Genomic DNA, 14,649 nt, shown 5'->3' with positions numbered 1-14,649 from the left:
GTAGGGGCACCGTACGCGAGGCCCCCCGGACCGGGTCGTCCACACGGTGTTGTCCACAGGTTCGGGGCATCCCTTGACGCGGCCGTCCGTCGGTTGCCACATTCAGCGGTGTCACGTTACGGGCGCGTACCGCAACGCCGGCACTGGACGAGGAGGCGGCGTGGATCTGCGAGGCGCGCGTGAGCGCTGGGTGCGTACCGGCGGGATCGAGCTGTGTGTGGCCGAGCTGGGCGATCCGGCGCTGCCGACGATCGTGCTGGTGCACGGCTATCCGGACAGCAAGGAGGTCTGGTCCGAGGTCGCGGGACGGCTGGCGGAACGGTGGCATGTGGTGCTCTACGACGTGCGGGGCCACGGCCGGTCGTCGGCGCCCGAACCGCTGCGCGGCGGCTTCACGCTGGAGAAGCTGACCGACGACTTCCTGGCCGTCGTGGACGCCGTCAGCCCGGACCGGCCCGTCCACGTCGTCGGCCACGACTGGGGTTCGGTCCAGTCCTGGGAATTCGCCACGGTGGAGCGGACCAAGGGCCGTATCGCCTCGTTCACGTCGATGTCCGGACCCTCCCTCGACCACTTCGGGCACTGGATCAAACGGCGGATGTCCCACCCGGACCCTCGCGGCGTGGGGCAGTTGCTCGGCCAGGGCGCCAAGTCCTGGTACGTGTACGCGCTGCACACACCGGTCCTGCCCGAGATGGCCTGGCGCGGGACGCTGGGCAGGCAGTGGCCGCGGATACTGCAGCGGATGGAGAAGGTGCCCGCGGACGGCTATCCGACGGCGTCGCTCCCACGGGACGCGGCGCACGGGGCCTGGCTCTACCGTGACAACATCCGGGCCCGCCTGCGCCGACCACGCCCGGACGCGTACGCACATGTGCCGGTGCAGCTGATCACGCCGACCGGGGACGCCTTCCTCTCGCCGTCGCTCTTCGACGAACTGGACGCATGGGTACCCACGTTGGTGCGGCGCACCCTGCCGGCGAAGCACTGGGTGCCGCGCACCAGGCCGGATCAGCTGGCCTCCTGGATCAGCGATTTCGTCGGCGGGGAGTCCGGCGGGGAGTCCGGCGGCCAGGACGCTCCCGCCGGGACCGGCGCTCCGAGGCCGGCAGCGACGGGCACCCATGCCGACCGCTTCGGCGGGCAGTTGGTCCTGGTGACGGGCGCCGCCTCGGGGATCGGGCGCGCCACAGCGCTGTCCTTCGCCGAGTCGGGGGCGCGGTTGGTCGCCGTGGACCGGGACGCGGAGGGCGTCGCGCGGACGGCGGAGACGGCCCGGCTGATCGGTGCGGCTGCCGCCTGGGCCGAGGTGGTGGATGTCGGGGACGAGCAGGCGATGGAGAAACTCGCGGAGAAGGTGGTGTCCGAACTCGGCGTCGTGGACGTCCTGGTGAACAACGCGGGCATCGGGCTGTCGGGTTCCTTCCTCGACACGACGAGCGAGGACTGGAGGAAGGTCCTCGACGTCAATCTGTGGGGCGTCATCCACGGCTGCCGGATCTTCGGCAGGCAGATGGCCGACCGAGGACAGGGCGGCCACATCGTCAACGTCGCCTCGGCGGCGGCCTATCAGCCGTCGCGCGCGCTGCCCGCGTACAGCACGTCCAAAGCGGCGGTGCTGATGCTCAGCGAATGCCTGCGCGCCGAACTGGCCGAGCGGTCGATCGGAGTCAGCGCCATCTGTCCGGGAATAGTGGACACGGGGATCACCGGAACCGCGCGCTTCGCGGGAGCCGACGAGGTCGAGGAGGCACGGCTCCGGAAGCGGACGGCTCGGCTGTACTCGCTCCGCAACTACCCTGCGGAGAAGGTGGCTCAGGCCGTCCTCGGGGCCGTGGTGCACAACCGGGCCGTGGTGCCGGTGACGCCCGAGGCACGCGGCGCACGGCTGCTGTCACGGTTCAGCCCTCGCCTACTGCGAGGCGTTGCCCGGATGAAGCCACCTTTGTGACGCCGGAGGGCGGTTGGGGGCGCGGGCGCCGTAACGCCCGGACGTGGTCTGATGGTTACGCCCAGGCCCTTGCTGCTGGCGTCAACAAGCAGGGTCACCGGGGCGCTTGGCCATATGGCTGCTCATGAGCGTCAGTTACCGGGCGTTCAGCATCGTATCGCCACCAAAGCGCCTCATGCGTACGACAGTTGCACAAATGCCTTATGCGGGGCGCTGCTTGTCCACAGAATGGCCAAAACCCCTGTGGATAACGCGAATTGGCTGTGGATCAAACCTGTTCACGTCCATGAGTGCTGCGAACTCCGGGTGAAATCGTGGTGCGCCGGAAGAAGTGGCGCGGGCACTCTGTCGGGATGGACGAACGTCGCACCGTCAAGGTGTCCAAGTACCTGTCGAAGCATCTGCGGCATGAGCCGGACCGGATCGGAATCAGTCTCGACCCCAACGGCTGGGTGGCCGTGGACGAGCTGCTGCGGGCCTGCGCCGAGCACGGTGTCACCATCACCCGGGATGACCTCGACCACGTCGTCGCGGTCAACGACAAGCAGCGGTTCACCGTGGAGGGCGATCGCATCCGCGCGAACCAGGGCCACTCCGTCACCGTCGACCTCGGCCTGCCCCCGGCCGAACCACCCGCGTACCTCTATCACGGCACCGTGGCACGGGCGCTCGACGCCATCCGTACCGAAGGGCTCCGGCCCATGAACCGCCACCACGTCCATCTGTCGCCCGACCGCGGGACGGCGGTCCGTGTCGGCGCCCGGCGCGGCACCCCGGTGGTCCTCGCCGTGGACGCCGGCGCCATGCACCGCGCCGGCCACCTCTTCCACGTCAGCGCCAACGGGGTCTGGCTCACCGACTCCGTACCGCCGGCCTACCTGCGCCTGCGTGAATGACGCGTCCGCGGGTCAGCGCTCCCTGCCGGCGAGGCCGCACGCAGATCGCCGAGGTTCATGACGGGCTGCAGAGCGATCTTGGAACCCGCCAGGAACAAGGGCTCCATGAGCGGTGGCATCTGGGCGGACTCCTGCATGCCGAAGACCATCAGGCAGGCCCTCCCCGTTCCGGAGGGTGAAGTACGCCGCTTCGGGCTTGAGCTGCTCGACGACCTCCTCGATGATCTTCGGCATGGTTCCGTCGGATACCGAGCGGTGAGCGGTCACGGTGTCCGCCTGCGCGGTGAGCAGCATCCTCATGACGACTCATTCCTTCCGGCGAACCGCACCTGGTGCCGTGCCCACGCGCGGGCAGGCCGACTGCGGGTTCCCCTCCGGCGTCGCCCCGCCCCGGAGACCGGCAACCACTGCCACCCCCCGTGGCGGCGTTCCTCCCGCGAACCGTCCCGCTCCGGGCCGGTCAGGCCAGTTGCCCCAGTGCCTCGGTGGCGATCGTCTCGAAGACCTCGGTGTCCGCGGCGAAGTCCGAGTCCGGGATCGGCCAGTGGAGCACGATCTCGGTGAAGCCCAGCTCCTGGTAGCGGCCGGCGAAGTCGACGAAGGCGCCGAGAGACTCCAGCGGACGGCCGCGGTCCGGGGTGAACCCGGTGAGCAGCACCTTGTCCAGCTCGGCCACGTCCCTGCCGATGCCGGCGCATGCCGTGCCGAGCTTGTCGATCTGGCCGCGGACGGCTTCCACCGACTGCTCCGGAGTGCCCTCCTCGTACAGCTTCGGGTCGCCCGTGGTCACCCACGCCTGCCCGTACCGTGCGGCAAGCTTCAAGCCGCGCGGGCCGGTTGCGGCGACGGTGAAGGGGAGCCGGGGACGCTGGACGCAGCCCGGGATGTTGCGGGCCTCGTCCGCGGAGTAGTGCGTGCCCTGCTCGCTCACGGCGTCCTCGGTGAGCAGCCGGTCGAGCAGCGGCACGAACTCCCCGAACCGGTCCGCCCGCTCCTTCGGCGTCCACGGCTCCTGCCCCAGGGCGGTCGCGTCGAAGCCGTTGCCGCCTGCTCCGATACCGAGCGTGATCCGGCCGCCTGAGATGTCGTCGAGCGAGATCAGCTCCTTGGCGAGCGTCACCGGATGCCTGAAATTCGGCGATGTGACGAGGGTGCCCAGGCGAAGCCGCTCGGTCGCCGTGGCGGCGGCGGTGAGCGTGGGGACGGCCCCGAACCACGGGCCGTCGCGGAAGGTGCGCCAGGACAGGTGGTCGTAGGTGTAGGCAGCGTGGAAGCCGAGCTCCTCGGCCTTCTGCCACTTGGCACGGCCTCCCTCGTGCCAGCGGTCGACGGGCAGGATCACGGTGCTCAGGCGCAGGCTCATGCCCCGACCCTACGTCTGCCCAGGAGTGCCTCCCTGGACGGGCGGGAGGCATCCCGTCCCTCCCCTGCGTGGGCTCCCCTTGGGGAGCCGTCGGCATATGCCGTTGCCATGTTCCGCAGTTCAAGGACTCGCGCACTCAGATGTGCGCCCCTCTGCACGCCCGTGCGACTCCGTACGGGAGAATAGGCGGGTGACCTCAGCTACCGACTCGCCTCTGCCTGCCGTGACCCGGCTGATCGCCACCGATCTGGACGGCACTCTCCTCCGCGACGACAAGACCTTGTCGGACCGTACGACCGCTGCCCTGGCAGCCGCCGAAGAGGCGGGGATCGAGGTCTTCTTCGTCACCGGAAGGCCGGCTCGCTGGATGGACGTCGTCAGCCCGCACGTGCAGGGCCACGGCATGGCCATCTGCGCGAACGGGGCCGCTGTCGCCGATCTCCACGAGGGGCAGCTGATCAAGGTCTACCCGCTGGACCGCGAGATCGCCCTGACCGTGGTCGACATTCTGCGTAAGGCGGCCCCCGGGGTCTCGTTCGCCGTCGAACTGGCCACCGGCATCCACTACGAGCCCGCCTACCCTCCGTTCCACATGGACCCGGGTGCCACAGTCGCGATCGCGGAGAAGCTGCTCCACGAGGAGGTTCCGGGCACCGGTACGCCGGTCCTGAAGATCCTCGCCCACCACCCCGAGATGGCCCCGGACGCCTTCCTCGCACTGGCCCGTGAACTCGCGGGGGAGCGGGCGTCGTTCACCCGGTCCAGCCCCACCGCGCTGCTGGAGATCAGCGGCCTGGGGGTCTCCAAGGCCGCCACGCTCGCCGCATGCTGTGCTGAGCGCGGTATCGCTCCGGCCGAGGTGGTCGCGTTCGGGGACATGCCGAACGATGTGGAGATGCTGAGCTGGGCCGGCGCCTCGTTCGCCATGGGCAACGCCCACCCGGCCGCCGTGGCCGCCGCGTCCGGTGTGACGCTCACGAACGACGAGGACGGTGTCGCGGTCGTCATCGAGCGGATCCTCGCCGCTCGCTGAGCCCGTCGGCCGAGACGGCGGGGACGACCGGGACGACCGGGACAACCGGGACGGCTGTCAGAGCGGGACCTGCCAGGTGACCGTCGTGCCGCTGCCCTCCCCGGTCCCCGGGCCGAACCAGCTCGCGCCGCCCAGCGACTCGGCGCGCCGCGCGAGATTGCGCAGACCACTGCGCCGGCCGCCTTGCGGGATCCCCACCCCGTCGTCGGCGACCGTCAGCCGCACCGCGTCCCGCCCGTCCGGCAGCACCGCCGTCGCGTCCACGCTCACCTCGACGCGCGATGCCCGCGCATGGCGGAAGGTGTTGGACAGTGCCTCCCGCAGAGCCGCGATGAGGTTCTTGCCGGCGAGCTCCCCCACCAGCGAGTCGACGGGGCCCAGAAAACGGTGCGAGGGCATGAAACCCAGGGGCACAGCGGCCATGTTGATCTCCCGCAGCACTCGGGTCCGCAGCCCCGACGGCGCCTCGGCGGGTTCCTGCTGCAGGGCGAAGATGGCGGTACGGATCTCCTGGATGGTCACATCCAGTTCGTCCACGGCCCGCCCGATACCGGCCTGCACCGCGGGCACCGGCGAGCGCCGCTGAGCGCCCTCCAGCATGATCCCGGTGGCGAACAGGCGCTGGATCACGAGGTCATGGAGGTCCCGGGCGATCCTGTCCCGGTCCTCGTAGACGGCTAGCCTCTCCCGGTCCCGCTGGGCTTCGGACAGCTTCAGAGCCAGTGCGGCCTGCGCGGCGAAGTGGGTGGCCAGCGTCCGCTCCGCACGGGTGAAGGGCCGGCCGCCCCGGACCCGTGGGATGGAGAGCGCCCCCAGCACCCGCCCACCGCTGCGCAGGGGGAGCAGCATGTGCGGGCCGAACCGATCGGCCAGTCTGGTCATCATGCGGGGGTCGGTCGCCGAATCGTCCAGGAACACCTCCTCGCCCCGCAGGAGCGCCGCCACCACAGGGCTCTGGGGCGGGATGATCACCCCGAGGGAGGCGGACGGCTTGTCCCCGGCGACGGCGACGATCTCCAGCCCTCCCTGCGCGGCCGGCAGCAGCACGATGCCGGCGGCGGCGTCGGCGAGGCGACGCGCCTGTTCGGCGACGACAGCGAGTGCCTCGTCGGCGTCCCCGGCCGAGAGCAGGGCGGTGGTGACGGCCACCGAGCCGTCGATCCACTGTTCGCGCTGTCGTGCGGCGTCGTACGTCCGCGCGTGGCCGATGGCGATGCCCGCCTCCGTGGCCAGCACGCGCAGCATGTGCAGTTCGTCGTCGCCGAACGCCTCCCCGCCGCGCTTCTCCATCACGTAGAGGTTGCCGAAGATCTTGCCCTGGACCCGGATCGGGACCCCGAGGAACGTACGCATCTTCGGGTGGGCGGCCGGGAAGCCGGCGAAGCGGGGATCCCCTTCCAGATCCTCCAGCTTAATCGGCACGCCCTCCTCGATCAGTGCGCCCAGCAGACCCGTATGCCCGTCGGGCGGCCGGCCGATCGCCCGGGCGACCTCCTTCGGCACCCCGTGGGTGATGAAGTCGCAGAGGCTTTCACCCGGCCTTTCCACGACACCGATGGCGGCATAGCGGGCATGGGCGAGTTCGGCCGCGGTCTCGCAGATGCGCTCCAGCGTGGAGTGGAGCTCGAGGCCCGTGCCGGCAGACCTCGTCGCCTCCAGCAGCTGCGGAACACGAGCGGTCAGCTCCGCGGAGAGCCCTCGCAGGCTGCCCGTGTTCTGCGGCGCGGCTCCCGGCGGGTCGTTCGCATCCTGCTCGGCCATGACCTGAGCCTAATAAGCACCGAATGGTCCGGAAAGTCGGAACCGGAGCCCGCTCGCCGCCCTCCGGCCCGTACCGGAACCCGCCAGCCGCCCTCTGGCCCGTACCGGAACCCGCCGGCCGCCCTCAGACCCGTACCGGAAGCGGTCGCGTCCGCTCCGGCTCCGTGCGCACCGACTCCTGTTCGCGTTCGAGCATCCGGCGCAGCGGGCCGTCCTGCGCGGCCAGAACGGCGTACGGCCCCTGCTGCACCACCTGCCCCCCGTCCAGCACCAGGACCTCGTCCACCGCGTCGAGCCCGGCCAGCCGATGGGTGATCAGCACGGTCGTACGCCCTTCGGTGGCAGCCAGCAGATCCGCGGTCAGCGCGTCCGCCGTCGCCAGGTCCAGATGCTCGGCGGGCTCGTCGAGCACGAGCACGGGGAAGTCGGCGAGGAGCGCACGGGCCAGCGCCAGCCGCTGACGCTGGCCGCCCGAGAGCCGGGCCCCGTGCTCACCCACCAGCGTGTCGAGGCCGTCGGGCAGCGACCGGACCCAGTCCAGCAGCCGCGCCGCGGCGAGAGCCTCCCGCAGCCGCTCGTCCGTCGCGTCCGTGCGGGCGAGCCTCAGGTTCTCGCGGATGGAGCTGTCGAACACGTGGGCATCCTGGGCGCACAGTCCGACGAAGGTCCGGGCCGTGTCGCCGTCCAGCGCGGACGCCTCGACGCCACCGAAGCGGTACGTCCCTTCCCGGGCGTCCAGGAAGCGGAGCAGGACCTGGGCGAGCGTGGTCTTTCCCGAACCGGACGGCCCCACGACGGCGACCCGCTTGCCGGGGTGGAGGGTCAGGTCGACGGAGTGCAGCGCATCCCGCTCCGCGCCCTCGTACCGGGCCGACAGCCCTCGTACGTCGAGCGGGAAGGGCGAGGCGGGCGCCTCGGCGGGGTCCGCCGGCTCCTCGACCGGGAGGGGAGCGTCCAGCACCTCGTAGACCCGCTCCGCACTCCGCTCGACCCGTTGGCGGTACTGCACCGCGAGCGGAAGTCCCGTCACGGCCTCGAACGCCGCCAGGGGCGTGAGGACGACCACGGCCAGTTCCACCCCGGCCAGCCGGCCGTCCGACACGGCGGGCAGCGCGACGATCGCCGCGCCCACCACGGTGAGCCCGCAGATCAGGGCGGACAGCCCCCCGCCCAGCGCTGTCGCGGCCGCCGCGCGTGAGGCGATCCGCGTCAGGACGCCGTCCGCCGCACGCACCTGCTCCCTACGGGCGGGCAGCGCACCCGCGACGGCCAGTTCGGCCGTCCCGCCGAGGAGATCGGCGACCCGGACGGCCAGCGTGGCCCGGGCGGGCGCGAGTTGACGCTCGGCTCGCCGAGCGCACGCACCGCTCAGCCACGGGACGCCCACGCCCGCGAGGAACAGCCCGACGGCCAGCACGGCCCCCGCCTCCGGCAGCAGCCAGCCGGTGAAGGCGACAGCCCCCGTACCGACCAGCAGCGCGGTCGCCGCGGGCAGCAGCCAGCGCAGCCAGTAGTCCTGCAACGCGTCCACGTCGGAGACCAGCCGGGACAGCAGGTCACCCCGCCGCGTGGCCCGGAGACCGGCGGGCGCGATGCGTTCGAGCCCGCGGTACACCGCCACCCTGAGCTCGGCCAGCATCCTGAGCACGGCGTCGTGCGACACCAGCCGCTCCGCGTAGCGGAAGACGGCCCGGCCCATGCCGAAGGCCCGGGTCGCGGTCACCGCCACCATCAGATACAGCACCGGGGGCTGCTCGGAGGCGCGTGAGATCAGCCATCCCGAGACGGCCATGAGGCCGACCGACGACCCCACGGCGAGGCTGCCCAGCAGCAGTGCCAGCCCCAGCTTCCCGTGCTGGGAACCCGCGGCCTCCCGCACCCGCGCCAGCGCACGGCCCCCGGCCCGGGGGGCGGTGTCCCTGAGCAGCGCGGGCTCCCCCGCGCCCAGCCGCTCGACGTCGTCCGGCCCGCCCGGAGTGCGCTGGACCTCGTCGGGCCCGCCCGAGGCGGCGGGCACACCGGAAGCCTGCGGCTCCACCCCGGACTCCCCCGGTTCCAGCGTCACCACCCGGTCGGCGACCGTGAGCAGAGCCGGCCGGTGCACGACCAGCAGCACCGTGCGTCCCGCTGCCAGCCTCCGAACCGCGTCGACGATGCCCGCCTCCGTCTCCCCGTCAAGACTCGCCGTCGGCTCGTCGAGCAGCAGCAGAGGCCGGTCGGCGAGAAAGGCCCGCGCCAGCGCGAGCCGCTGGCGCTGCCCCGCGGAGAGTCCGGAGCCGTCCTCGCCGAGGGGCGTCTCCGCACCGGCCGGCAGCGCGTCCACGAAGTCGTACGCGCCTGCGGCCCGCAGCGCGGCCATGACCGCCGCGTCGTCCGCGTCCGGCCGGGCGAGGCGTACGTTCTCCGCGATCGTCCCGGCGAAGAGGTGCGGGTGCTGGGGCACCCAGGCGATCTGCTCGCGCCAGCGTTCGGGGGAGAGGGCCGAAAGATCGGTTCCGCCGACCCGGACCCGCCCCTCGTCGGGAGCCGTGAATCCCAGCACCACGCTGAGGAGTGTGGACTTACCGACCCCGCTGGGGCCGACCAGCGCGACGGTCTCCCCCTGCTCGACCACGAGGGAAGCAGCATCCAGAGAGGGCTCGGCGCGGCCCTGGTGCCGGACGGTCACCCCCGCCAGCTCCAGCCGCAGGGACGGAGGCACATCCTGGCTGCCGCCGGCCACGGGCTCGGTCTCCAGCACGGCGAAGATCTCCTCCGCGGCCGAGAGCCCTTCCGCGGCCGCGTGGTACTGGGCACCGACCTGGCGGATGGGCAGATAGGCCTCCGGCGCCAGGATGAGAACCACCAGCCCCGTGTAGAGGTCGAGTTCTCCGTGGACCAGCCGCATCCCGATCGTCACCGCGACCAGCGCCACGGAGAGAGTCGCCAACAGCTCCAAAGCGAAGGAGGAGAGAAACGCGATCCGGAGCGTCTTCAGCGTGGCCCGGCGGTATTGCGAGGTGATGCTGCGGATCGATTCGGCCTGCGCCTTGGCCCGGCCGAAGACCTTCAGCGTCGGCAGTCCGGCCACCACGTCGAGGAAGTGACCGGAGAGCCGTGACAGCAGCCTCCACTGAAGGTCCATCCGGGACTGGGTGGCCCATCCGATCAGCACCATGAAGAGCGGGATCAGCGGCAGCGTCACCACGATGATCGCCGCCGAGACCCAGTCCTCGGTGACGATCCGGGCTAGCACGGCCACCGGAACGACGACCGCGAGGCCGAGCTGCGGAAGGTAGCGCGAGAAGTAGTCGTCCAGGGCGTCGACGCCCCGGGTGGCCAGAGCGATCAGCGACCCGGTGCGCTGCCCGCTCAGCCAGTCCGGCCCCAGACCGGAGGCGCGCTCCATGAGCCGGCCACGCAGCTCGGACTTGACCGCCGAACTCGCCCGGTACGCGGCCAGTTCGGTCAGCCAGGCCACGAACGCCCGCCCCAGCGCGACAGCGGCGAGCAGGAGCAGCGGCGTGCGGAGCCCGGTGGCGGTCAGCCCGTCCTCGAACCCGCCCACCACCACTTCGGCGACGAGCATCGCCTGGGCGATGACCAGGGCGGCTCCGACCAGGCCCAGTGCCACCACGGCGGCCAGGAAGAACCGGGTGGCCCGGGCGTACCGGAGCAGACGCGGGTCGATCGGTTTCACGTGAAACAGCTCCCCAGTGAGCTCATGTCGTTCGCTCGTTCAGTGCGCGTCGGCGATGTGGTGCGTACCGATGCGCTTGCGGAACACCCAGTACGTCCAGCCCTGGTACAGCAGCACCACCGGAGTGGCGATACCGGCGCACCAGGTCATGATCTTGAGGGTGTACGGGCTGGAGGAGGCGTTGGAGACCGTCAGGTTCCAGGCGTCGTTCAGCGAGGACGGCATCACGTTCGGGAAGAGCGTCAGGAAGAGCATGGCGACCGCCGCCGTGATGGTCACCCCGGAGAACGCGAAGGACCAGCCCTCGCGTCCCGCCGCGATGGCGCCGATGGCCACGACCAGCGACACCACGGCGGTGATCATCGCCGCCAGGCTCCAGCCGTTGCCGTTGTCCGCCTGCGTCCACGCGAGGAAGCCCAGCGCGAGCAGCGCGGTGGCCAGGCCCAGCTTGAAGGCGAGCCCGCGCGCCCGCTCCCTGATGTCCCCGACGGTCTTGAGCGCGGCGAACACCGCACCGTGGAAGGTGAAGAGGAACAACGTGACCAGCCCGCCGAGAACGGCGTACGGATTGAGCAGGTCCCAGAGATTGCCGACGTACTCCATGTCGGCATCGATCTTCACGCCGCGGACGATGTTCCCGAAGGCCACGCCCCAGAGAACGGCCGGGATCAGCGAGGTCCAGAAGATCGCGTGCTCCCAGTTGGTCTGCCACCGCTCCTCGGGCCGCTTCGCCCGGTACTCGAAGGCCACCCCGCGCACGATCAGGCAGAGCAGGATGAGCAGCAGGGGGAGGTAGAAGCCGGAGAACAGGGTGGCGTACCACTCAGGGAAAGCCGCGAAGGTCGCGCCGCCCGCGCTGAGCAGCCACACCTCGTTCCCGTCCCAGACCGGCCCGATCGTGTTGATCAGGACCCGACGCTCCTTGCGGTCCCGGGCCAGCAGCTTGGTGAGGACCCCGATACCGAAGTCGAATCCCTCCAGGAAGAAGTAGCCGGTCCACAGGACGGCGATGAGCACGAACCAGACGTCGTGGAGTTCCATCTCTCAGCTCCGCTTGATCTCAGTAGGAGAAGGCCATCGGCCGGTCGGCGTCCTGGTCGTGGCCGCCGATCCGGGTGGGCGGGTTGAGGTCGGCCTCGGTGAGCTCGGGCGGTCCGGCCTTGACGTACTTCAGGAGGAGCTTGACCTCGATGACGGCGAGCACCGCGTAGAGCGCGGTGAACCCGATCATGGAGGTGAGGATCTCCCCCTGCGAGACCCCCGGGGAGACCGCGTCGCGGGTCTGGAACACCCCGTACACCACCCAGGGCTGGCGTCCCATCTCCGTGAAGATCCAGCCCCAGGAATTGGCGATCAAGGGGAAGAGCATGGTCCAGAGGGCTGTGATCCAGTACAGCTTGGCGAGCTTCGGGCTCAGCGCCTTGTTCCTGAAGAGGACCAGATTCGGTACGTCGTCCTCACCGGTCCGCAGCGCCTCCGGCAGCATGAACTTCTTCCGCGTCAGCCAGAGCCCCAGGATCCCGAGGCTGAAGGAGGCCATGCCGAAGCCGATCATCCAGCGGAAGCTCCAGAACGCGACCGGAATGTTGGGCCGGTAGTCGCCCGGGCCGTACTTCTCCTGCTCCGCCTTGTTGATGTCGTTGATGCCAGGGATGTACGAGGTGAAGGTGTCGTCCGCGAGGAAGGACAGCACGCCCGGGATCGAGACCTCGACGGTGTTGTGCCCCTCGGCGACGTCGCCGACCGCGAAGAGCGAGAAGGGCGCCCCCTCCTCGCCCTCCCACAGCGCCTCGGCCGCGGCCATCTTCATGGGCTGCTGCTTGAACATCACCTTGCCGAGAAGGTCACCGCTGACCGCGGTCAGCAGGCCGGCGACCACCACGGTGACCAGTCCGAGCCGCAACGAGGTCCGCATCACCCGGATGTGCTTCTTGCGCGCCAGGTGGAAGGCGGCGATGCCGACCATGAAGGCGCCGCCCACGAGGAACGCGGCGGTGATCGTGTGGAAGAACTGGGCGAGCGCCGTGTTCTGGGTGAGCACATGCCAGAAGTCCGTGAGCTCGGCGCGCCCGCGTTCCTCGTTGATCCGGTAGCCGACCGGGTGCTGCATCCAGGAGTTGGCGGCCAGGATGAAGAACGTCGAGAGGATCGTGCCTATGGACACCATCCATATACAGGCGAGATGGATCTTCTTCGGCAGCTTGTCCCAGCCGAAGATCCACAGGCCGATAAACGTGGATTCGAAGAAGAACGCGATCAGCGCCTCGAAGGCGAGGGGAGCCCCGAAGACGTCACCGACGAACCGCGAGTAGTCCGACCAGTTCATGCCGAACTGGAACTCCTGGACGATGCCGGTGACCACACCCATGGCGATGTTGATCAGGAAAAGCTTGCCCCAGAACTTGGTGGCCCTGAGGTACTTCTCGTTGTCCGTGCGCACCCAGGCGGTCTGCAGGCCGGCGGTGAGCGCGGCGAGAGAGATCGTCAGGGGGACGAACAGGAAGTGGTAGACGGTGGTGATGCCGAACTGCCAGCGCGCCAGGGTCTCTGGTGCCAGAGCCAGGTCCACGACTCTTCTCCTTACGTCGCCGCGATCACGCCCCCAGGCTGCCCGTCGAACCACCCGATCACGGGAGGAAACGGGGCGCGCTTGTGAACGCGTTCACATTCACAAGCAATTATGGCGCACCTGTATTCGAAGGCGTCGGGTGGGGGGTGGTTTCCGGCCGAACGGCGCGAGCCGTCCGGACCGGGCAGGCCCCGGACCGTGTACCGGGGCCTCCGGCCCACAGAAGAACGGTGGCCCCGGACCTCGGTGATCGAGGTCCGGGGCCACCGGGGGTGCGCGGCCAGCCGCGCCGCTACAGCTCCCGGCCGAAGGACTCCGCCACCTTCAGGAACACGTCATTGGCCTCGGCCTCCCCGATCGTGACCCGCACACCCTCACCGGCGAAGGGCCGCACGACCACACCGGCCCGCTCGCAGACCCCGGCGAACTCGAGCGTGCGCTCCCCCAGCCGCAGCCAGACGAAGTTCGCCTGTGACTCCGGAACGGTCCAGCCCTGCCGCACCAGCCCCTCGTACACCCGGGCGCGCTCGCCGACCAGCGATCCGACCCTGCCCAGCAGCTCGTCCTCGGCGCGCAGCGAGGCGACCGCGGCGTCCTGGGCGACCTGGCTGACACCGAACGGGACGGCCGTCTTGCGCAGCGCCGCCGCCACGGGCTCGTGCGCCACCGCGAAACCCACCCGCAGACCGGCGAGACCGTATGCCTTGGAGAAGGTGCGGAGCACCGCGACGTTGGGCCGGTCCCGGTAGATCTCGATCCCGTCCGGCACATCGGCGTCCCGGATGAACTCCTTGTACGCCTCGTCGAGCACGACCAGGACATCGTCCGGGACACGGTCGAGGAACCGCTCCAGCTCCGCCCGGCGCACCACCGTGCCGGTCGGGTTGTTCGGATTGCAGACGAAGATCATCCGCGTCCGGTCGGTGACCGCGTCGGCCATCGCGTCGAGATCGTGCACCTCACCGTCGGTCAGCGGCACCTTGACCGACGTCGCGCCGCTGACCTGCGTGATGATCGGGTAGGCCTCGAACGAGCGCCAGGCATAGATGACCTCGTCCCCCGGCCCGGAAGTGGCCTGGAGCAGCTGCTGAGCGACACCGACCGAGCCCGTGCCGGTGGCCAGGTGGGAGACCGGCACACCGAATCTGTCGGCCAGCTCGTTCATCAGGCCGGTGCAGGCCATGTCCGGATACCTGTTGAAGTCCGCGGCCGCGGCGAGCACCGACTCCATCACGCCGGGCAACGGGGGGTACGGGTTCTCGTTGGAGGACAGCTTGAAGGCAACCGGCCCCTCCGCGGACGCCGGCTTGCCCGGTACATACGCAGGGACGCCGTCCAGCTCGGCGCGCAGCTTCGGGCTCGTCTCGCTCACCGCAGGTCCTCCTCGACCATCCGTA

The 14,649-nt window shown here is 70.4% G+C and carries 9 protein-coding genes; 3 read left to right on the top strand and 6 right to left on the bottom strand.

The window, feature by feature from the left end; all coding sequences use genetic code 11:
* The first annotated feature begins 160 nt into the window (after positions 1-160).
* Both ACIBCU_RS17205 and ACIBCU_RS17200 read left to right on the top strand, forming a co-directional pair.
* Positions 161-1,951, top strand: a complete 1,791-nt coding sequence (locus ACIBCU_RS17205; RefSeq protein WP_399232124.1) for an SDR family oxidoreductase — start codon at positions 161-163, stop codon at positions 1,949-1,951.
* 353 nt (positions 1,952-2,304) lie between these two features.
* Positions 2,305-2,847, top strand: coding sequence for an RNA 2'-phosphotransferase (locus tag ACIBCU_RS17200; RefSeq protein WP_362927580.1), 543 nt, complete (start codon positions 2,305-2,307; stop codon positions 2,845-2,847).
* Positions 2,848-3,307: 460 nt separating this feature from the next.
* On the opposite strand, the gene ACIBCU_RS17195 is transcribed toward ACIBCU_RS17200, so the two are convergent.
* Positions 3,308-4,210, bottom strand: a complete 903-nt coding sequence (locus ACIBCU_RS17195; RefSeq protein ID WP_399232121.1) for an LLM class flavin-dependent oxidoreductase — start codon at positions 4,208-4,210, stop codon at positions 3,308-3,310.
* A 190-nt stretch (positions 4,211-4,400) separates the two neighbouring features.
* Between ACIBCU_RS17195 and ACIBCU_RS17190 the strand changes: the two genes are divergently transcribed.
* Complete coding sequence (locus tag ACIBCU_RS17190; protein ID WP_399232119.1) at positions 4,401-5,243, top strand: Cof-type HAD-IIB family hydrolase; 843 nt, start codon at positions 4,401-4,403, stop codon at positions 5,241-5,243.
* Positions 5,244-5,300: 57 nt separating this feature from the next.
* Here ACIBCU_RS17190 and ACIBCU_RS17185 read toward each other — a convergent pair whose 3' ends face one another.
* The 5 genes from ACIBCU_RS17185 to hisC all read right to left on the bottom strand — a co-directional run bounded on the left by ACIBCU_RS17185 (position 5,301) and on the right by hisC (position 14,624).
* A complete protein-coding gene (locus ACIBCU_RS17185) occupies positions 5,301-7,004 on the bottom strand; it encodes a GAF domain-containing protein (protein ID WP_399232117.1) in 1,704 nt (567 codons plus the stop codon).
* Positions 7,005-7,128: 124 nt separating this feature from the next.
* Positions 7,129-10,683, bottom strand: coding sequence for a thiol reductant ABC exporter subunit CydD (gene cydD / locus ACIBCU_RS17180; protein WP_399232115.1), 3,555 nt, complete (start codon positions 10,681-10,683; stop codon positions 7,129-7,131).
* A gap of 39 nt (positions 10,684-10,722) precedes the next feature.
* Positions 10,723-11,724, bottom strand: coding sequence for a cytochrome d ubiquinol oxidase subunit II (cydB, locus tag ACIBCU_RS17175; RefSeq protein ID WP_399232113.1), 1,002 nt, complete (start codon positions 11,722-11,724; stop codon positions 10,723-10,725).
* 19 nt (positions 11,725-11,743) lie between these two features.
* Positions 11,744-13,252, bottom strand: a complete 1,509-nt coding sequence (locus tag ACIBCU_RS17170) for a cytochrome ubiquinol oxidase subunit I (protein WP_399232111.1) — start codon at positions 13,250-13,252, stop codon at positions 11,744-11,746.
* Between the two features lie 292 nt (positions 13,253-13,544).
* Positions 13,545-14,624 carry a histidinol-phosphate transaminase gene (gene hisC, locus ACIBCU_RS17165; RefSeq protein ID WP_362927572.1) on the bottom strand — a complete coding sequence of 360 codons (1,080 nt, stop codon included), beginning with the start codon at positions 14,622-14,624 and terminating at the stop codon, positions 13,545-13,547.
* Positions 14,625-14,649 lie beyond the last annotated feature (25 nt).

Origin of the sequence: Streptomyces sp. NPDC051064 (assembly GCF_044455985.1) — a bacterium.
GTDB lineage: Bacteria > Actinomycetota > Actinomycetes > Streptomycetales > Streptomycetaceae > Streptomyces.
Note: the sequence above shows the minus strand (reverse complement) of the source record. Positions and strands in the feature narration are given on the sequence as shown.

Coding starts and splice junctions, on each gene's coding strand:
- ACIBCU_RS17200 (WP_362927580.1), top strand. CDS start 2,305: ATGGACGAACGTCGCACCGTCAAGGTGTCCAAGTACCTGTCGAAGCAT.
- ACIBCU_RS17195 (WP_399232121.1), bottom strand. CDS start 4,210: ATGAGCCTGCGCCTGAGCACCGTGATCCTGCCCGTCGACCGCTGGCAC.
- ACIBCU_RS17185 (WP_399232117.1), bottom strand. CDS start 7,004: ATGGCCGAGCAGGATGCGAACGACCCGCCGGGAGCCGCGCCGCAGAAC.
- cydB (WP_399232113.1), bottom strand. CDS start 11,724: ATGGAACTCCACGACGTCTGGTTCGTGCTCATCGCCGTCCTGTGGACC.